Origin of the sequence: Micromonospora sp. NPDC049081, assembly GCF_040648835.1 — a bacterium.
GTDB classification, from domain to species: Bacteria; Actinomycetota; Actinomycetes; order Mycobacteriales; family Micromonosporaceae; genus Micromonospora; species Micromonospora antibiotica.
In genome coordinates, this window is the sequence record NZ_JBEZEK010000010.1 from 1 (window position 1) to 19095 (window position 19095).

Genomic DNA, 19095 nt, shown 5'->3' on the forward strand with positions numbered 1-19095 from the left:
CACCCTCTCTCCCTCCCCGCCCCTCTACCCCTCCGCCCAGCTGCCGCCCCCCGCCCTGCTGCCGCCCCCCGCCCTGCTGCCGCCCCCCGCCCTGCTGCCGCCCCCCGCCCTGCTGCCGCCCCCCGCCGTGGGGCCGCCCCCCGCCGTGGGGCCGCCCCCCGCCGTGGGGCCGCCCCCCGCCGTGGGGCCGCCCCCCGCCGTGGGGCCGCCGCGCGCCCATGCGGCGACCCCGCCGACGGCTACGGGCGGGTCGACCGGGCGGTGCCGGGGCGGCCATGTGCAGACCGGCCGATGCCGTGGGCAGGTTACGAGCGGACCGACCAGACGGTGACGTCGACCGAGGCCGGCTGCGCCTGGTAGCGGTTGTGGTCGATCCGGACGTAGTTGACCACCGTCGGGTCGCCCGGGTCGGGCTGGCAGTAGGTGACCGGGGTGGGTTCGAGCTGTTCGAGGTCGATGCTCGAATACCGCTGCGCCTTCGGGTTGCGGCAGCCCTCGTAGCTGAGGTCGGTCGGGTCGTCGGTCCAGTCGTAGAGGGCGAGCTGGTGGTGCTGCGCCTGGAAGATCAGGGTGCCCGCGCCGGTGCCCTTCGCCAGTCGGGGCCTCGGCAGGAAGTAGACCGAGTCCCCGTCGAGCAGCTTCCAGTGCGGCGCGTCCTTTGGCGGCACCCAGTCCGGCCCGACCGGCCCGGGGGTGGGCGTCGGCCGGGCCGTGGGGGTCGGGCCGGGGCCGGCCGTGGGCCCGTCCGGGCCGGGGTCCGGGATCGCCGGGGTGGTGGTGGGCGTCGCCCCGGTCGGATCGACGGTGGGTGTCGGCCCGACCGGGGTCGCCGTGACGCTGGGGTCGGCCGAGGAGGCGTCGACGGAGGTCGTGGGGGAGGCGCTGCGCGCGTCCGGCGTGCGGTCCGTCGGCCAGGAGAGCACGGCCACCGTACCGACGATCACCAGCAGCAGCGCGGCGATCCCCGCCGGCAGCCGCCAGCGTCGCCAGCGGCGGCGCGACCCCGGGGCCGACGGAGTGGCGTCTGCTCCGGTCGGTGCGTCGGACGCGGGCGGGGTCGGCCCCGGCGGCAGGGCGACGGCGTCCGCCGCCGCCCGGGACAGCCGTGGGTCGATCGCGCTGAACAGGGACAACAGCCCGAGCGCGCTCGCGGCGAAGACGCCGGCCAGGCCCACCAGGGCATTGGCCTTGTCGACCCCGATCCGCCAGGCCAGCACCGCCACCCCGATGGCGGCCACGGTGAGCAACGTGTAGGCCTTTCGCGGTCCCGTCATGCGAATCATGGTGGCCGGGGGCGACGGGACACGGTGTCGGGTAGGCGACGCCGCGTGCTCGCCGGGTGACATCGGGACCTTCGGCCGACCGGAGGCACCCGGGTCGGCGTGACGACGGGACCTTTGGCCACCGTCGGACGGGTCCTTGCGCCCCACCGCCGAGACGGCCGTCGATGGATGCTGAGGGTGTCCGAGACGCCGCCAACCGCCGAGGTGAAACATGTCGACCGAACTCGCCACCACGATCGACGCCCTGGTCGCCGCCGGCCTCAAGGCCCTGGCCGACTACGACCGGTACGACCAGGAGCAGATCGACCACATCGTCCGCAAGGCGTCGGTGGCCGCGCTGGACCGGCACGCCGCCCTCGCCCAGCTCGCCGTCGCCGAGACCGGTCGGGGGGTGTTCGAGGACAAGGCGGTGAAGAACATCTTCGCCTGCGAGCATGTCACGCACAGCATGGCGAAGACCCGTACCGTCGGGGTGATCGCCCGGGACGAGATCAGCGGCATCGTCGAGATCGCCGACCCGGTGGGCGTGGTCGCCGGGATCACCCCGGTCACCAACCCCACCTCGACCACCATCTTCAAGGCGCTGCTGGCGCTCAAGACCCGCAACCCGATCATCTTCGCCTTCCACCCGGCGGCGCAGCGGTGCAGCGTCGAGGCCGCCCGCACGGTACGCGACGCGGCGGTCGCCGCCGGAGCGCCCGAGCACTGCATACAGTGGATCGAGGAGCCGTCGGTCGAGGCGACCACCGCGCTGATGCACCACCCCGGGGTCGCCACCATCCTCGCCACCGGCGGTAACGCCATGGTCCGGGCCGCCTACTCGGCGGGGAAGCCGGCACTGGGTGTGGGCGCGGGCAACGTGCCGGCCTGGATCGAGGCGAGCGCCAAGCTCAAGCGCGCGGTCAACGACATCGTGCTGTCCAAGTCGTTCGACAACGGCATGATCTGCGCCTCCGAGCAGGCCGTCATCCTCGACGCGGCGATCCACGACGCCGCCCTCGACGAGTTCCGCACCCTGCACGCCCACCTGGCCACCCCGGCGGAGAAGGAGAAGCTGGAGGCGCTGCTGTTCCCCGCCGGCAAGCTCAACCCCGACGTGGTGGGCAGGACGGCCGCCTGGATCGCCGACGCCGCCGGGATCACCGTCGCCCCGGACACCTCGATCATCCTGGTCGCGGTCGACCGGGTCGGCCCCGACGAGCCGTTGACCCGGGAGAAGCTCTGCCCGGTGCTGGCCGTGCTGCGCGCCGACAGCCGCGAGCAGGGCCTGCGGTACGCCGAGCAGATGGTCGAGTTCCACGGGCTCGGGCACAGCGCGGTCATCCATACCGCCGACGAGGAGCTGGTGGAGGAGTTCGGCCGCCGGGTCAAGGCGGTCCGGATCATCTGGAACTCGCCGGCCTCGCAGGGCGGCATCGGCGACATGTACAACGCGTTCCTGCCGTCGCTGACGCTGGGCTGCGGCAGCTACGGCCGTACCTCGGTGTCGGACAACGTGTCGGCGGTGAACCTGCTCAACATCAAGCGGATAGGCCGGCGGAACAACAACATGCAGTGGTTCAAGGTCCCGTCGAAAATCTTCTTCGAGGCGAACGCGATCCGCTACCTCGCCGAGATGCCCGACGTGCACCGGGTCACCGTGGTCACCGACGCCACCATGACCCGGCTCGGCTTCGTCGACCGGATCAACCGGGTGCTGCAACGCCGCCCCGAGCGGATCGCCCTGCAGATCATCGACGACGTGGAACCCGAGCCGAGCGTCGACACCGTCGACCGGGGGGCCGCGCTGATGCGGGCCTTCCGCCCCGACACCATCGTCGCCCTCGGTGGCGGCTCGGCGATGGACGCGGCCAAGGTGATGTGGCTGCGCTACGAGCACCCGGACGTGGTCTTCGACGACATGCGGGAGAAGTTCTTCGACATCCGCAAGCGCGCCTTCACCTTCCCCACCCTCGGCGCGCTGGCCCGACTGGTCTGCGTACCGACCACGTCGGGCACGGGCGCGGAGGTGACCCCGTTCGCGGTGATCACCGACCACCGGACCGGCAAGAAGTACCCGCTGGCCGACTACGCGCTCACCCCGACCGTGGCGATCGTCGACCCGGTGCTGACCGCCAGCATGCCGGCGACCATCGCCGCCGACAGCGGCTTCGACGCCCTCACCCACGCCATCGAGGCGTACGTGTCGGTGTACGCGAACGACTTCACCGACGGGCTCGCCCTGCACGCCATCCGGCTGATCTTCGGCAACCTGGAACGGGCGGTGGTCGACGCCGACCCCGAGGCGCGGGAACGGATGCACAACGCGGGCACCATCGCCGGGATGGCGTTCGGCAGCGCCTTCCTCGGCATCGTGCACGCCATGTCGCACACCCTCGGCGCGACGTTCCACATCGCCCACGGGCGGACCAACGCGGTGCTGCTGCCGCACGTGATCCGCTACAACGGCACCGTCCCGGCGAAGCTGTCCGGCTGGCCGCGTTACGAGAGCTACCGGGCACCGGAACGCTTCGCCGAGATCGCCGCCCAGCTCGGCCTGCCGGCGGGCACCCCGGCGCAAGGGGTGGCGTCGCTGGCCGAGGCGGTGGAACGGCTGCGCGACGCGGTCGGCATCGAACCGTCGTTCGCCGCGATCGGCGTCGACCGGGCGGCGTTCGAGGCGGCGCTGCCACAGCAGGCCCTCAACGCCTACGAGGACCAGTGCGCCCCGGCGAACCCCCGGATGCCGATGCTCGACGACATGCAGCAGCTCATGCGGGACGCCTACCAGGGCACGTCGCGCTGACCGGGTGGCCCGACAGCCCGCCCGGCCAGGGGGCCGGGCGGGTTCGGCGGGCGGCTCACTTCCCGGCGAGCAGTCCCCGGGGGCGGATCGAGCGGACCGGCTCGGTGGCGGCCCCCGCAGCACGCAGGATGTGGTTGGCGGCGATGATCCCGGTCGCCGCCGACCGTTCCATCAACGCGCTGGGGAAGTCGGTGCCGATGCCGTCCCCGGCCAGGTAGAGGCCCTCGGCGTCGGTGCGTACCCCCGGCCGGCCGGGGTGGCTGCCCGGGGTGAACGCCGGGGCCTGCGTCTCGACCCGGGCGCGCAGCTCACGGACGCCCAACCCGGCGACCTCCGGCCAGAGCGCGACCAGTTCGGTGCGCATCCGTTCGGCCAGCTCCTCGGCCGGCACCCCCTCGTCGCAGGCGTACGCGTGCAGCTCCACCACCGCGCCGCCGGTGCGCTGCGCCCACCGCCGGGACTCGTTCTCCAACCGGTGGTAGAGGGTCACCGAGTCCAGGGTGGGCTGGCGGGACACCCCGCTGAACACCGCCCGGTCGGCCCGGACGTCCCCGTCGAGCCAGTACCGCGCCACCGCGTACGGCGGGCCGGGCCGACCGAACGCGGGCATCCGCGCCACCAGTCCGGGCGCCACCGCGACCAGGCCGGGGGAGGCGTCGACCAGTGCCGCCAACGCGGGCGGGTCGACGGCCAGCACCACCTGCCCGGCGGGGTGGACCGTGCCGTCGGCGGTGGTCACCCGCCAACCGTCCGGCTCCCGGTCCAGCCGGGTGACGGCGGCCCCGGTGCGCACCCGGCCGCCGTGCTGCTCCACGTACCGGGTCAGTGGCTGCCAGATCGCCGTGGCGTAGTCCTCGTCGGGGCAGTCGAACGCCAACCCCTCCGGGTTGCCCAGCAGATAGAAGTGGAACTGGGCGATCATCTCGGCGGCCGACATCTCGGTCTCGTGGTTGAAGAACGAGTGCGAGAAGACCTCGAACAGCATGGCCCGCGCCCGGTCCGGCAGCTTCAGCGAGGCGAGCAGCGCGTCGGCGGTGGTGTCGTCGAACTCGGCGTAGGTGCGCACCGGGTCGTAGCTGAGCAGCGGCAGCGCGGCGTCCCGGTCCATGGTGCGCAGGTCGGCCAGGCGCAGGCTGGGGCTGCGCAGCAGTAACGCGAGCAGGTTGGCCGGCGGGGCCGGGGGCAGCCGGCCGAACTCCTCGGTGGGCCACTGCGCGGACAGGATCGGATAGCCGGGGATCGGCTTGAGGAAACCGAGCGTCGGGTCGACCCGCCGCAGGATCGACCGCCAGTTGTAGTACTGCCGGAAGAACGCGTGGAAGCCGTGCTCGTTGACCTGGCTGCCGTCGGCGAGCGCTTCCGGCCACGCGCCGAGCCGGCCACCCAACGTCGGCGCGGCCTCCAGCACCGTCACGTCCACCCCGCGTTCGGCGAGCACCACCGCCGCCGACATGCCGGCGATCCCGCCGCCCACCACCACGGCCGTGGTCGGTCGGGCCACCCGGGGGGTGCCACCCCCGCCAGGGTCCACCACATGCTCGCGTACGCCGATGAGCCGGCCCAGCTTCTGCGACAGCGCCATGTGCACCTTCCGACCCGAGGGACCCCCAGTCTGCCCGACCAGGCGCGATCCGGCCCGGTCAGGACGCTGGGCCGCCGTCGACCGGCCGTCCGGCGGCGAGCGGGGGACGGTCGGACGGCGGCCAGACGTACTCCAGATCGGACGGCACGTCGCCGAACTGCGGGCGGTAGTGCCCCGGGTCCTTGCGCAGCAGCGCCGACCGGTGACTGCGGTGCAGGTCCTCACGACCCAACCAGGGCGGCAGCTCACCGGTGGCGGCCAGCTCGGCCTGGCTGCGGACCCGGCCGTCGCCCCGGGCAGCGGTCAGGTCGGTGACCAGGGTCGACGCGCAGGTGTCCGCCCGGCCCGCCGCCGACCAGACCGCGCACACGTCCAGCCCGTACCGGGTCAACGCCTCCTCGTAGCCGGCCCACATCTTCACCGCCGGGTGGTTGCGCCAGCCGTACCCCGGCCGGGTCAGCCCGCGCAGCACCTGGAGCGCCTCCACCCGCTGCTTGCCCAGCCGCCGCTGGTCGAGGGACCGCGCGCTGGCCAGAAAGTCCGGGTACGGCAGGAACGTCTGCACGCCCGCTGCTCTACCCGCCGCCACGCCCACCATGCCTGCCCGACCGACCGGCACCGCCCGGTGCGCGCACCAGGGCTGCGTCCCCGGCGACCGGCTGGCTACCATCCGGGCATGGCCGAACCCCTGCGGGACCGGGCCCGGCGCGCGACCGGCTGGCGGTTACGGATGAACGGCGACACCCGTCCGCACTACGTGGTCTGCGGCAACGATCCGCTGGCGTACTGGGTGGTGCGGGCGCTGCTCGGCACCGACCTGCCGCACGGCCGGGTGCGGATCACCCTGGTGGTGCCGGAGCGCCGCCGCTCGGAGGGCCCCGACGGGCGGGACGTCGACGGTGTGCAGGTGATCCGGGCCGACCGGCTCGACGAGGCCACCTTCCACCGGGCCGGCCTGGCCGGGGCGGACGGGTTGGCCCTGCTGCACCAGGACGACGTGGGCAACATGCACGCCGCGCTCTGCGCGCAGGAGGTGGAGCCCCGGCTGCGCCTGGTGGTCCGGATGTTCAACACCAGCCTCGCCAACGGCCTGCGGCAGCTCTTCCCCGACTCGGCGGTCCTCTCCGACGCCTCCATGGCCGCCCCGGCGTTCGTCGCCGCCGCCCTCGGTGAGGTGGCCCCGACCCACTTCCGGCACGGCGGTCGCACCCTCTACGTGGCCCGCCGCGCCGACGTCCGCCCCGCCGACGTGGTCTGCGGGCTGGCCGTCACCACCGATCCGGACCTGGTCCGGGTGCTGCCCGCCGACGAGAAGGCCGCCGACGTGGTGCTCGCCGAGGCGACCGGGCAGCCCGCCGGCACCGAGCTGGCGGCCCGCCGGCTGGTCCGGGCCCGACGTCGCCGCCGCCCCCTGGCGGTGCTGCTGCGGGCGGTCCGCAGCTTCGCCACCCGCAAGATCGGCATCGCGGTGCTGACCCTGCTCGGGGTGATCGCCCTGCTCGGCTGGCTCAACGCCCGTGCGGTCGCGGTGAGCTGGACGGAGGCGCTCTACCTGACCCTGGTCACCACGCTCAGCGGCCAGGACCCGGACGTCACCAAACCGGCCGCCGCCCAGGTCATGCAGGTGGTGCTCAACCTGGCCGGGCTGGCGCTGATCCCGCTGATCACCGCCGTGGTGGTCGACGGCATCGTCAACGCCCGGCTGGCCCTGCACGCCGGGCGCATCCAGCCGGAACGCACCGGGCACGTGGTGGTCGTCGGACTGGGCAACATCGGTACCCGGGTGATGGCGCAACTGCACGACTTCGGCGTCGAGGTGGTGGCGATCGACCGCAGTGCCGAGGCGCGGGGTGCGGCGCTGGCCCGGCGGCTGGGCGTACCGCTGATCGTCGGGGACGCCGCCCGGGAGGAGACGCTGCTCTCGGCCTCGGTGGAACACTGCCAGGCGCTGGTGGTGGTCTCCACCGACGACGGGGTCAACCTGCGGGCCGCACTGAACGGCCGGGCGCTCAACCCGGAGCTGCGGGTGGTGCTGCGGCTCTTCGACGGCGACTTCGCCGAACGCATCCAGCGGGCGTTCGGCATCGGCATCTCACGCAGCGTGTCCTACCTGGCCGCCCCGTCCTTCGCCGCCGCCCTGCTGGACCGGGCGGTCATCGCCACCATCCCGGTCGACCGGCACGCCCTGCTGGTGGTGGAGGTGCCGGTGGTGGCCGGTGCCGCGCTGGACGGCCGCCCGCTCGGCGCGGTGGCCCGCCCCGGCGAGGTGCGCCTGCTGGCCCATTCCCGGGTCGGGCAGAAGACCGACTGGCGGGCGGACCCCCGGATGGTGATCTCGGCGGGGGACCGGCTGACCGTGGTGGCCCGCCGGGCCGGGCTGGCCGCCCTGCTCCGCGAGACCACCCCGCCGCCACCGGCCCCGCCGCCGCCCGCCGGGGTGCCGGCGTCGCGTGATCCGCAGGAGTGACTAGCGGGGGCGCAGGGCGTACCAGAGCGCGCCGAGGGCGAGCACCCCGAAACCGGCGAGGACGCTCGCGGTCGGCAGGCTGACCGCGAGCAGCAGGCAGCCGACCAGCCCCAGCGCGGCGAGCGCCCGGACGGGCAGCCGTCGGGCCGGGTCCGGGCCCAGGGTCCACGCGGCGGCGTTGGTGATCGCGTAGTAGACCAGCACCGTGCAGCTGGAGAAGCCGATCGCGCCCCGGACGCCGCCGAGCGCCACCACCGCGACCACCACGGCGGCCACGGTCAGCTCCGCGCGGTGCGGGACGGAGTGCACCGGGTGCACGGCGGCCAGCGTCCCCGGCACGTCCCGACGGCGGGCCATCGCCAGCAGGGTCCGGCCCACCCCGGCGAGCAGGGAGAGCAACACCCCGGTCACCGCCACCGTCGCCCCGGCCCGGACCACCCAGGCCAGGCCGGGCAGCCCCGCGACGGTCACCACGTCGGCCAGGGGCGCGGCGGAGGCGGCCAGCCGGTCGGGGCCGAGCACGCCGACGGCGACCACCGCGAGGAGCAGGTAGACCGCCAGCACCACCCCGAGGGCCAGCGGCACCGCCCGGGGGATCGTGCGGGCCGGGTCACGGACCTCCTCACCGAGGGTGGCGATCCGGGCGTACCCGGCGAAGGCGAAGAAGAGCAGCCCGGCGGCGGTGAGCACACCCCGGGCCGTACCGCCGCCCTCGGCGAGCCGGTCGAGCCGCACCTCCCCGGCGGTCAGGCCGGTCACCGCGACCAGGGCCAGCACCGCCAGCACCACGACCACCAGCACCTTCGTGGCGGCGACCGTGCGGGTGACGCCGCGCAGGTTCACCCCGGTCACCGCGAGCACCGCGCCGACCGCGACCAGCCGGGCCTGCCCCGGCCACAGGTACGCCCCGATGGTCAGCGCCATCGCCGCGCAGCTCGCCGTCTTGCCGACCACGAAACCCCAGCCGGCGAGGAACCCGGCGAACGGGCCGAGGCGTTCCCGGCCGTAGACGTACGTGCCGCCGGACTCCGGGTAGCGGGCGGCCAGCCGGGCCGAGCTGGTCGCGTTGCAGTACGCGACGAACCCGGCCAGCGCCAGCGCCACCAGCAGCCCGGTGCCGCCGGCCGCCGCGGCGGCCGGGGCGAAGACCACGAACACGCCCGCGCCGAGCATCGCCCCCAACCCGACCACCACCGCATCGGGTACGCCGAGCCGCCGCCGCAGTCGATCCACCCCGGCAGGTTACGGGGCGGAGGTGAACGGGCGGCCTCGACCGGGCGACCGGCCCGGGTCGGCGGTGAACGGGCGGTCCCGGCCGCGCAGCCGGGCCGGTAACGGCAGGTCGTCCCAGGGGACGCGGCGCAGCAGCCGGTCCAGCAGCAGCCCCAGCAGCAGCCCGGCCACCGAGTCGGTCAACCAGTGCCAGCCCAGGTAGGTGGTGGTGCACAGGACCACCAGCGGCGGCACCACCCGCACGGCGGTGACCAGTCGGGAGGGCATCCGCCGGCCCACCGTGCGCAGCAGTGGGACGAGCAGCAGGGCGAGCACGCCGTACCAGACGATCGCGTTGGCCACGTGCCCCGACGGGTACGACTGGGCATAGCGGACCGGCAGGTCGTGCTGGAACAGCGGCAGGGTCTGCTCCGGTGACAGGAAGGGTTCCTTGACGCTGGCGCTCGGGGCCGGCCGGGCCGTCCACACCTTGAGCGGGCCGATGGTCAGATAGGTGAGCGCGAAGGCGACCACCGGGGGCAGCACCGGGCGGACCGAGCGGAGCCGGACGGCCAGCAGCACCCCCAGGGCGGCGGCCAACAGCGTCAACGGGGTGCCCTGGCCGAGCAGGTTGAGCACCCGGGCCACCCAGTACGCGGCGGTCGGCCGGTGCGCGTCGGCCCAGTCGGCGACCGCCCGGTCGACACCGAACAGGTGGCCGGTGGCGAGCGCCCAGGTCAGCGCGACCAGGGCGGTGAGCAGCAGCAGGTCGAACCACCAGCCGGCCGGGCGGACCGGTCTGAGCCGCACCCCGCCGCGTACCGTCTTGGTTCGCTCCCGCACGCGATCACGCTACCGGCCGACCACCGGGGCCGTGGTGGCAAGGGGCGTGGCCAGCCCCGGCCAGGCCCCGCGTGGGACGGTGGCGCGGCCCCGGCGGGTGGTGGTACGGCCCCCGGCGGGTGGTGGTGCGGCCCCGGTCGATGTGTGTCGAACCACGAAGGGAGGCGCACGCCGGGGAGCACCCGGCACACTTGTCCCCGTGCGGATCACCTCGGCCCTCGTCGACCCGGCGCTGCTCGACCTCCCCTGGTCGACCCCGCTGGAGCAGTGGCCTGCCCGGCACCTGGTGGCGCTGCCGCAGGGCATCTCCCGGCACATCGTCCGGTTCGTCCGCCTCGGCGACTACGTGTACGCCGTCAAGGAGACCGGGGAGCGGGTCGCCGAACGCGAGTACGACCTGCTGCGGGCGCTGGAACGGATCGACTTCCCGTCGGTGGAGGCGATCGCGATCGTGGCCGACCGGCAGGCCGACGACGGCACCCCGCTGGACCCGGTGCTGATCACCAGGCACCTCCAGTTCTCGTTGCCCTACCGGGCGCTGTTCTCCCGCACGCTGCGCCCGGAGACGATGGGCCGGCTGCTCGACGCTCTCGCCGTGCTGCTGGTCCGGATGCACCTGACGGGCTTCTTCTGGGGCGACTGCTCACTGTCCAACACCCTGTTCCGGCGGGACGCCGGGGCGTTCGCCGCCTACCTGGTCGACGCGGAGACCGGCGCGCTGCACCGCGCGCTGTCCAACGGGCAGCGCGGTGAGGACCTGGAGATCGCCCGGGTCAACATCTTCGGTGAGGCGCTGGACCTCCAGGCCGCCGGGCTGCTGCACGAGTCGATCGACCCGGAGGTGGTGTGCGAGGAGGTCGTGCAGCGCTACGAGCGGCTCTGGCACGAGATCACCTACGAGCAGCAGGTCGAGCGGGAGGCCCGGCACGACATCGAGGGCCGGATCCGCCGCCTCAACGACCTGGGCTTCGACGTGGCCGAGGTGGCCCTGTCGACGGTCGACGACGGGCGTTACCTGGTCCGCCCGAAGGTCGTCGACGCCGGCTACCACACCCGGCGGCTGATCCGGCTCACCGGCCTCGACGCCGAGGAGAACCAGGCCCGTCGGCTCCTCAACGACCTGGACGCCTACCGGGTGGAGAGCGACCTTACCGACGAGCAGCAGGCGGCCCACCGCTGGCTCACCGAGGTCTTCGAGCCGGTCGTCCGGGCCGTCCCCGCGCACCTGCGGCACAAGCTGGAGCCGCAGGAGATCTTCGCGCAGATCATCGAACACAAGTGGCTGCTGTCCGAGCGGGCCCGCCGGGACGTGGGGATGGGCCCGGCGGTGCAGTCGTACCTGGCCGACGTGCTGGTGCACCGCCCCGACGAGCAGGCCGTCCTGGGCGTCGAGGTCCCCACCGCCTGACCGCCCCGCGTTCGGGCCGGGGGACGGTACTGCGTCGACCGGATGACCGGCCGGCTGGCACCGCAACACCGGCTCCGTCAACACCTCCGCCCGTCACACCTCCGCCGTCAACACCGCCGCCGGTCAGGATGTGTGTTGCGCGTCCTTTGGACCTGATGACGTAGACGACTCGGGTACCCGGTGCGGCGCGTTCGCCGCACCGGGTTCGATGCGTCGGTCCGCTGTCGTCGGCCTTCGGGCACCGGCGCCTTCGGGCACCGGCACCTTTGGGCACCAGCACCTTCGGGCACCAGCACCTTTGGGCACCAGCACCTTTGGGCACCAGCACCTTTGGGCACCAGCACCTTTGGGCACCGGCGCCTTCGGGTGCCCCGTGAACCGTTGACGTCATCAGCTTGAAAGGACGTGCACCGCACCCCCGGTGGTCGCCGGTCCGCACCTGTGAGTAGGTCGCCGGGAAGCCAGCGGGCCGCGTCACAAAGTGGCGGATGACCGGGGTCCCCGCCCAGGCCCGACGCGTCGCGTCGCCGCGTAGCACCAGCTGGGCGGGCGCGGCGGAGCGAGGATCCCGACGATTGTCGACGCCCGGCCGGTCAGTCGAGCCAGGTGCCGGCGCGCATCACCCGGACGACGTTCAGCTCGTCGTCGAGCACCACCAGGTCGGCGCGCAGACCCGCCTGGAGGGCACCGACCCGGTCGCCCAGGCCGATGGCGCGGGCCGGGGTGGTGGCGACCATGCGTACCGCGTCGGTGATCGGGATGCCGGCGGTGACGGCGTGCCGCAGCGCCGCGTCCATGGTGAGGGTGCTGCCGGCGATCGCCCCGTCGCGGGCCAGCCGGGCCACCCCGTCGGCCACGGCGACGGCCTGGCCGCCCAGCTCGTAGTCGCCGTCGGGCATGCCGGCGGCGGCCATCGCGTCGGTGATCAGCGCGACCCGTTCCGGGCCGGCCACGGCGGTGGCGAAGGTGAGCATCCCGTCGTGCAGGTGCACCCCGTCGGCGACCAGCTCACAGACCACGTTCGGGGCCTCCAGCAGGGCCACCACCGGGCCCGGTTCGCGGTGGTGCAGCGGGCGCATCCCGTTGAACAGGTGGGTGCCGACACTCGCCCCGGCCGAGACGGCGGCCCGGGTCTGCTCCCAGGTGGCGTCGGTGTGGCCGACGGCGGCGACCACCCCGTGCGAGGTGAGCAGCTTGATGGCGTCCAGCGCGCCGGGGCGCTCCGGGGCCAGGGTGACCATGCGGACCGTCCCCGCCCCCTCGGCGATGAGCTGCTCCAGCTCCTCGGTGGACGGGTCGCGGAGGAACTCCGGGTTCTGCGCGCCGCACCGGGCCGCCGACAGGTACGGGCCCTCGAAGTGGACGCCCGCCAGCACGCCCTCGCCGACCAGCGGCGCGAAGGCGGCGGTCGCCGTGCGCATCAGGTCGAAGGGGGAGCTGACCAGGCTGGCCAGCAGGGTGGTGGTGCCGTGTCGCCTGTGGAACGCGGCGGCCTCCCGGGCGGCGGCGGCGTCACCGGTGGTGAAGGTGTGCCCACCCCCGCCATGGGTGTGCATGTCCACGAAACCCGGCACGATCCAGTGCCCGTCGCGTTTGGCCGGGTACTCGGCGACCGCGGTGATCCGCTCGCCGTCCAGCTCCACGCACCCCTGTCGGACCACGCCGGTCGGGGTCACCACCTTGCCGGTCACCCGCTGGGTCATCGTCTCTCCAGAGTGTCGAGGGCGAGCAGGGCGGCACCGAGGCAGCCGGCCTCGTCGCCGAGGGCCGCCGCGACCAGGCGCGGCTCCCGATGGAAGGTCATCCGGTCGTGCAGGGCGGCGCGGAGCGGGTCGAGCAGTTGCTCGCCGGCCCGGGCCAGGCCGCCACCGATGACCATGGTGTCCACGTCGTAGAGGGCCTGCCCGGTGGCGAGCCCGTCGGCGAGCGCCTCGACGGCCTCCCGCCACACCCGCCCGGCCAGTGCCTCACCGGCCGCCGCGCGCCCGGCCACGTCGGCCGCACTCGCCGCGCCCCGGGCCGGCATGGTGCCGGTCGGGACTGCCACGGGGTCGGTCGCGGGCGGGTCGGGGGGTGTACCGGCGGCCAGTTCGGCGTAGCGGCGGGCGATGGCCGAGGCGGACGAGACGGCCTCCAGGCAGCCGGGCCGGCCGCAACCGCAGCGCGGGCCGTCGGGGCGTACCAGGATGTGGCCGATCTCGCCGGCCGCACCGTGTGCGCCGACGGCGGCCGACCCGGCGACCACGTGCGCGGCGGCGATGCCGGTGCCGATCGCGACGAAGAGCACGTGCCGGGCGTCCCGGCCGGCACCGAGCCGGGCCTCGGCGATCCCGCCCACCCGCACGTCGTGGCCGAGCGCCGCCGGCAGCCCGAGCCGTGCACCCACCAGCTTGCGCAGCGGTACGTCCCGGAAGCCGACGTTGGCCGACCAGACCGCCACCCCGGCGGCCTCGTCGACCACCCCGGGCACGGCGACGCCGCAGGCCACCGGGGTCGACCCGGCGGCGCGGGCCCGGTCGGCCAGCCCTTCGGCGACGGCCAGGACGGTCCGCACCACGGCGTCCGGGCCGCGCCCGGCGTCGGTCGGGTGCCGTTCGGCGTGCGCCACGCTGCCGTCCGGGCGGACCAGGGCGCACTTCATGCCGGTGCCGCCGACGTCCAACGCGACGACGACCCGGTCGTCGCCCGTCGACCCGTCGGTCATGCCAGCACCACTGAGCGGGTCAGGTGCCGGGGCGCGTCCGGGTCCAGTCCCCGGCTGGTCGCCAGGGCCACCGCGAAGCGTTGGGCGAGGATCAGGTCGGCCATCGGGTCGACCGGGGTCCGGCCGGCCGCCCAACTGCCCAGCACGGTGTGGCACCCGTGGTGCCGGCTGTGCACGAACGCCGCCCCGGTGGCCGCCACGTCCTCGGGCAGCCCGTCGGGCAGCTCACCGAAGGCCCAGACCAGCCGGCCGGGGCCGGCGATCGAGATGGGGCCGTGCCGGTAGTCCATCGCCGGGTACGCCTCGGCCCAGAAGGTGGCCGCCTCGCGGCACTTCAGCGCGGCCTCCTGGGCCAGCCCGACCGTCCAGCCGCGACCGAGGAAGGTGGCCTGGTCGATGCGGGCCGGGTCGAGCGGCAGCGGGGCCCGGACGGCGACCTCGGCGTCGGCGGCCAGCGCCTCGACGTTGTCGCCGAGGTGGGCGCGCAGCAGCGCCAGGGCGCTGGTGGCGAACCGGGTCTGCACCACCGAACGTTCGTCGGCGAAGGGCATCGGCACGGCCGTGTCGGCCAGCGTGGCGGCGGGTGAGGCGGGGTCACCGACCAGGACGGTGGTGGGGGTCCGGTCGCGCAGCGCGGCGAGCAGGTCGAGGACCTCGGTGGTGGTGCCGGAGCGGGTGACCGCGATCAGCCGGTCGTAGTGGCGGTCGGCGGGGAACTCGCTGGCCTGGAAGGCGTCGGTCTCGCCGTGGCCGGCGCGCTCGCGTAGCCCGGCGTACGCCATGGCCATGAACCACGACGTGCCGCAACCGACGACGGCGACCCGCTCGCCGGGGCGGGGGAGGCTGGTGGCGACGGTGCCGGCCAGCCGGGCGGCCTCCCGCCAGCAGTCGGGCTGGCTGGCGATCTCCGCGTCGACGTACGCCATGGGGAACTCCTCGCACAGGGGAGGGAGGTGCGCAATACGGCTCATTACCACCGTCTTTCGCGCGTTATTCTGCGCGAAACGGGGTGCGCGTGGCAACCTGCCCCGGGACCGCGCAGAGGCGGGTTTTGCGCACCGGGAGTTTCGCGCACTACTGTGCACGCCATCGATCACCCTTCGTGCAGAGTCGGAGGCCCCCCGTGGACCGGTACGCCAGGTGGAACGCTCTGCTCGAAATGCTCACCGGCAGCGGGCGGGTCAGCGTCGAGGAGGCCGCCGAGCGGCTCGACGTCTCGCAGGCCACCATCCGACGCGACTTCGACCAGCTCGCCCAGCAGCAGATGATCACCCGGACCCGGGGTGGCGCGGTCGCCAACGGCGTCTCCTACGACCTGCCGCTGCGCTACAAGACGGCCAAGCACTCCGCCGAGAAGCAACGGATCGGGGCCGCCGCCGCCGCACTCGTCTCCCCGGGCACCGTGGTCGGCCTCAACGGCGGCACCACCAGCACCGAGGTGGCGCGCGCCCTGGCCGTCCGCCCCGACCTGAACACCAGCGCCGAGGGCGCCCAGCTCACCGTGGTCACCAACGCGCTGAACATCGCCAACGAGCTGCTGGTCCGCTCCCGGATGAAGGTGGTGGTCGCCGGGGGTGTGGTGCGGCCGAAGTCGTTCGAGCTGGTCGGGCCGCTGGGTGGGGCGCTGCTGCGCGAGGTCACCCTCGACGTCGCCCTGTTGGGCGTGGACGCGCTCGATCCGCAGCTGGGTGCCGCCGCCCACCACGAGGGGGAGGCGGCGATGAACAACCTGATGGTGGCCCGGGCCAAGCGGGTCGTGATCATCGCGGACTCGTCCAAGCTGGGCGGTCACGCGTTCGCCCGGATCTGCCCCGTGGAACGGGTGGAGACCCTGGTGACCGACTCCGGGGCGGCCCCCGAGCTGGTCGATGCGTTCCGCGCCGCCGGAGTGGCCGTCATCTGCGCCTGAGTGACCCGTTGATACACCGTCGGTAGTAATTGAGCGCCGATGCATACCGGGTATTGCCCTGGCGGGTATACCGAGTATGGTGACCGCTGTCATCAGCCACCATCGGGGGAGGCGCAGCTTGTCGGCTGTCCTGGAGATCGAAGGTCTACGTAAGACGTACAAGAGCCGTCGGCGCGGTGTCCGCAACGCGCTGGACGGTTTCGACATGCGGGTGGAGGCCGGTCAGGTACACGGCTTCCTCGGGCCCAACGGGTCGGGCAAGACCACCACCCTGCGCACCCTGCTCGGGCTGATCCAGCCCGACGGCGGGCGGATGGCCATCCTCGGCCACGAGGTGCCCGGAGCACTGCCCACCGTCGCCGGCCAGGTCGGCGCGATCGTGGAGAGCCCGCAGTTCTTCCCGCACTTCTCCGCCCGGGACACCCTGTCCCTGCTGGCCGGGGCCGGCGACGTCCCCGCCGTACGGGTCGACGAGGTGCTCGAACTGGTCGGGCTGCGGGACCGGGCCGGTGAGCGGGTCAAGACGTACTCGCTCGGCATGAAGCAGCGGCTCGCCGTCGCGTCCGCCCTGCTCAAGAACCCCAAACTGCTGATCCTCGACGAGCCGGCCAACGGCCTCGACCCGGGCGGCATCCGGGAGATGCGCACCCTGATGCGCACCCTCGCCGAATCCGGGATGACCGTGGTGCTGTCCAGCCACATCCTCGGCGAGATCCAACTCATCTGCGACGAGGTCACCATCATCTCGCTGGGCCGTCGGGTCGCCGCCGGTCCGGTGGAGCAGGTGCTGGCCCAGCACTCGCACGGTGGCGTACGGGTACGCCTGGACGCCGCGGAGGACCTCGCCGCCGCCGCCGAACTGCTCGGCCGGGCCGGTGTCGCGGTCACCCGTCACCCCGACCACCTGATGCTGGCCGGCGTGGACAAGCCGGCCACGGTCAGCCGGCTGCTCGCCGAACAACACCTGTACGTCAGCGAACTGGCCCCGGTCGCGGTGGACCTGGAGAGCGTCTTCCTGGAGATCACCGCCACCGCGCCGGTCCCCGGTCAGCACCGGCAGGTCGACCAGTCCGCCAAGATCGGCGAGCCCGGCCACGCCGGCGGCACCACGGGAGGGTGGGGCGCATGAGCCTGTACGTCACCGAACTGCGTCGGCTGGCCAAGCGCCGGCTCACCCGGGTCATGCTGGTCCTGCTCGTACTCGGCCTGACCGGCATCGTCACCGCCTTCACCTTCTCCAGCCACAAGCTCTCGCCCGCGGTCATCGCCCAGGCGCAGGCCGAGTCGGACGCGAACTTCCGCGACGCCGTCAAGGACTGGGAACGCTCGATCGCCGACTGCGACGCGGCCAAGGCCCGTGGCGAGCAGACCGAGGACCGGTACGGCCCGAACTGCGGCCGGGACTGGAAGCCCACCCCGGAGATGTTCGACCCGAAGTGGAACCTGCCCTACCAGTTCGACTTCCGGGCCGAGTTCGGGGTCTTCATCGCCGTCTTCGCCGGGGCGGTGGCGCTGTTCGCCTTCCTGATCGGTGCCTCCTTCGTGGGAGCCGAGTGGAGCACCGGCGGGATGATGAACCTGCTGCTGTGGCGGCCGAAACGGCTCACCGTGCTCGGCACCAAACTGGCCGCCGTGCTCACCACCCTGACCGGGGTGACCGTGGTGCTCGGCGCGCTGTGGACCCTGGCCTTCTGGCTGATCGCCTCCAACCGGGGGACCACCGAGAAGGTCACCTCCGGGGTGTGGCAGTCCGCCGGGATCAGCGGTCTGCGGGCATGGGGGCTGATCCTCGCCGTCGGCGCGGTGGCCTTCGCGCTGGCCTCGCTGGGCCGGCACACCGCGATGGCGCTCGGCGTGGCCGTCGGCGTGGGAGTGGTCAGCGAGATCGGCATCCGGATCGCCATGACGATCGCCGGGGTCCGGTTCGGGGACCGCTGGGTGCTGTCCACCTATGCGCTCGCCTGGTTCGAAAAGAAGTGGACGCTGGTCGACTACCGCTCCTGCGAGCTCGTCCAGGGTGAGTGCACGCCGAAGGAAATGCTGGTGACCTGGCAGGACTCGGCCCTGGTGTTCGGCATCGGCACCGCCGTGGTGATGGTGGCCGCGTTCTGGATGATGCGTCGGCGCGACATCACCTGAGCCGGATGCCGCCCGGTTCGGGCGGTATCCCGACGCGGCGGGCCCGTGTCGACCGACGGTCGACACGGGCCCGCCCGTCGTCCGCGGTGCCCTCGCCCGTTGCGGGTGGAGCGTCACCCACCCTGGTTAAGCTGGGTTTACCCCGCCCAGCCGCCCACCCTGCCGAGGAGCGCCATGCCGCCCGCCGACGCCGTTCCCCGGTCCGACCCGTCACCGGAGCCGGTCGACACGCCGCCGCAGGTGCCCTCGCCACGGTCGGCCCCGGCCGCCGAGCGGGCGTCGACCCAGACGGCCGAACGGGCGTCGGCCCCGGCCGCCGAGCTGACCGGTGGGCAAGCGTCGGTTGACGGCGACGAGCAGACCGGTGCCGTGCGGGCCGGTGCGCGACCGTCGGTCGATGTCGACGAGCTGTCCGAGCGGGAGCTGCGCATCCTCGCCTTCGAACTGCAGTGGTGGCGGCACGCTGGAGCGAAGGAGCAGGCCATCCGGGACACGTTCGGGCTCTCCGCCACCCGCTACTACCAGTTGCTCAACGGGCTGCTGGACCGCCCTGCCGCACTGGTCGCCGAGCCGCTGCTGATCGGCCGCCTGCGTCGACTGCGCGCCTCCCGGGCCCGCAACCGACGCCGCTGAACCTCCCGGGACACCGATAGCCCATCGAGACGGCGTAATGCCCTACCGGCCGGCGGTCGGTCCCCGCTCCTGGGCCGCACGGTGGTCGGGGTCGCGCCTGCCGGGTCGCGCGGCGGTGGGTCCCCGCTCC

The 19095-nt window shown here is 73.8% G+C and carries 15 protein-coding genes; 7 read left to right on the top strand and 8 right to left on the bottom strand.

Annotated features, from left to right (window positions below; genetic code table 11):
• Positions 1–305: 305 nt before the first annotated feature.
• The gene (locus tag AB0B63_RS16440) at positions 306–1274 is read right to left on the bottom strand and encodes a hypothetical protein (protein ID WP_357019201.1); all 969 of its coding nucleotides are present in this window, start codon (positions 1272–1274) and stop codon (positions 306–308) included.
• A 220-nt stretch (positions 1275–1494) separates the two neighbouring features.
• Between AB0B63_RS16440 and adhE the strand changes: the two genes are divergently transcribed.
• Positions 1495–4068 carry a bifunctional acetaldehyde-CoA/alcohol dehydrogenase gene (adhE, locus tag AB0B63_RS16445; protein WP_357019204.1) on the top strand — a complete coding sequence of 858 codons (2574 nt, stop codon included), beginning with the start codon at positions 1495–1497 and terminating at the stop codon, positions 4066–4068.
• A gap of 55 nt (positions 4069–4123) precedes the next feature.
• Here adhE and AB0B63_RS16450 read toward each other — a convergent pair whose 3' ends face one another.
• Together AB0B63_RS16450 and AB0B63_RS16455 are read right to left on the bottom strand one after the other, a co-directional pair.
• Positions 4124–5650, bottom strand: a complete 1527-nt coding sequence (locus AB0B63_RS16450) for an FAD-dependent oxidoreductase (protein WP_357019207.1) — start codon at positions 5648–5650, stop codon at positions 4124–4126.
• A 58-nt stretch (positions 5651–5708) separates the two neighbouring features.
• A complete protein-coding gene (locus AB0B63_RS16455) occupies positions 5709–6215 on the bottom strand; it encodes an MSMEG_6728 family protein (RefSeq protein ID WP_357019210.1) in 507 nt (168 codons plus the stop codon).
• 111 nt (positions 6216–6326) lie between these two features.
• Here AB0B63_RS16455 and AB0B63_RS16460 point away from each other — a divergent pair, with 111 nt between their 5' ends.
• Positions 6327–8117: an NAD-binding protein gene (locus AB0B63_RS16460; protein WP_357019214.1), complete on the top strand. Its 1791-nt coding sequence runs from the start codon at positions 6327–6329 to the stop codon at positions 8115–8117.
• On the opposite strand, the gene AB0B63_RS16465 is transcribed toward AB0B63_RS16460, so the two are convergent.
• Both AB0B63_RS16465 and AB0B63_RS16470 read right to left on the bottom strand, forming a co-directional pair.
• A complete protein-coding gene (locus AB0B63_RS16465) occupies positions 8118–9350 on the bottom strand; it encodes an APC family permease (RefSeq protein ID WP_357019217.1) in 1233 nt (410 codons plus the stop codon).
• A gap of 9 nt (positions 9351–9359) precedes the next feature.
• Positions 9360–10139 (bottom strand): phosphatase PAP2 family protein, encoded by a 780-nt coding sequence (locus tag AB0B63_RS16470; RefSeq protein WP_357019590.1) that lies wholly within the window; start codon positions 10137–10139, stop codon positions 9360–9362.
• Between the two features lie 232 nt (positions 10140–10371).
• On the opposite strand from AB0B63_RS16470, the gene AB0B63_RS16475 reads away from it, so the two are divergent.
• Positions 10372–11580, top strand: coding sequence for a DUF4032 domain-containing protein (locus tag AB0B63_RS16475; RefSeq protein ID WP_208567824.1), 1209 nt, complete (start codon positions 10372–10374; stop codon positions 11578–11580).
• Between the two features lie 593 nt (positions 11581–12173).
• On the opposite strand, the gene nagA is transcribed toward AB0B63_RS16475, so the two are convergent.
• From nagA to AB0B63_RS16490, 3 genes are read right to left on the bottom strand one after another with little or no spacing between them, the layout of a single operon-like run.
• Positions 12174–13283, bottom strand: coding sequence for an N-acetylglucosamine-6-phosphate deacetylase (gene nagA / locus AB0B63_RS16480; protein WP_208567825.1), 1110 nt, complete (start codon positions 13281–13283; stop codon positions 12174–12176).
• Entirely contained in the window at positions 13280–14284 is a 1005-nt protein-coding gene (locus AB0B63_RS16485) for an ROK family protein (protein WP_357019221.1), read from the bottom strand. The genes nagA and AB0B63_RS16485 overlap by 4 nt, the downstream gene beginning before the upstream one ends.
• Positions 14281–15210 carry a sugar isomerase gene (locus AB0B63_RS16490; protein ID WP_219464984.1) on the bottom strand — a complete coding sequence of 310 codons (930 nt, stop codon included), beginning with the start codon at positions 15208–15210 and terminating at the stop codon, positions 14281–14283. Before AB0B63_RS16490 ends, AB0B63_RS16485 begins: the two co-directional genes overlap by 4 nt.
• Positions 15211–15407: 197 nt before the next feature.
• Here AB0B63_RS16490 and AB0B63_RS16495 point away from each other — a divergent pair, with 197 nt between their 5' ends.
• The 4 genes from AB0B63_RS16495 (at position 15408) to AB0B63_RS16510 (ending at position 18965) form a co-directional block, all read left to right on the top strand.
• Complete coding sequence (locus AB0B63_RS16495) at positions 15408–16193, top strand: DeoR/GlpR family DNA-binding transcription regulator (protein WP_208567828.1); 786 nt, start codon at positions 15408–15410, stop codon at positions 16191–16193.
• Between the two features lie 118 nt (positions 16194–16311).
• Entirely contained in the window at positions 16312–17322 is a 1011-nt protein-coding gene (locus AB0B63_RS16500; RefSeq protein ID WP_357019226.1) for an ATP-binding cassette domain-containing protein, read from the top strand.
• A complete protein-coding gene (locus AB0B63_RS16505) occupies positions 17319–18332 on the top strand; it encodes an ABC transporter permease (protein ID WP_357019229.1) in 1014 nt (337 codons plus the stop codon). The genes AB0B63_RS16500 and AB0B63_RS16505 overlap by 4 nt, the downstream gene beginning before the upstream one ends.
• Positions 18333–18506: 174 nt before the next feature.
• Positions 18507–18965, top strand: a complete 459-nt coding sequence (locus AB0B63_RS16510; protein ID WP_357019232.1) for a DUF3263 domain-containing protein — start codon at positions 18507–18509, stop codon at positions 18963–18965.
• Positions 18966–19095 lie beyond the last annotated feature (130 nt).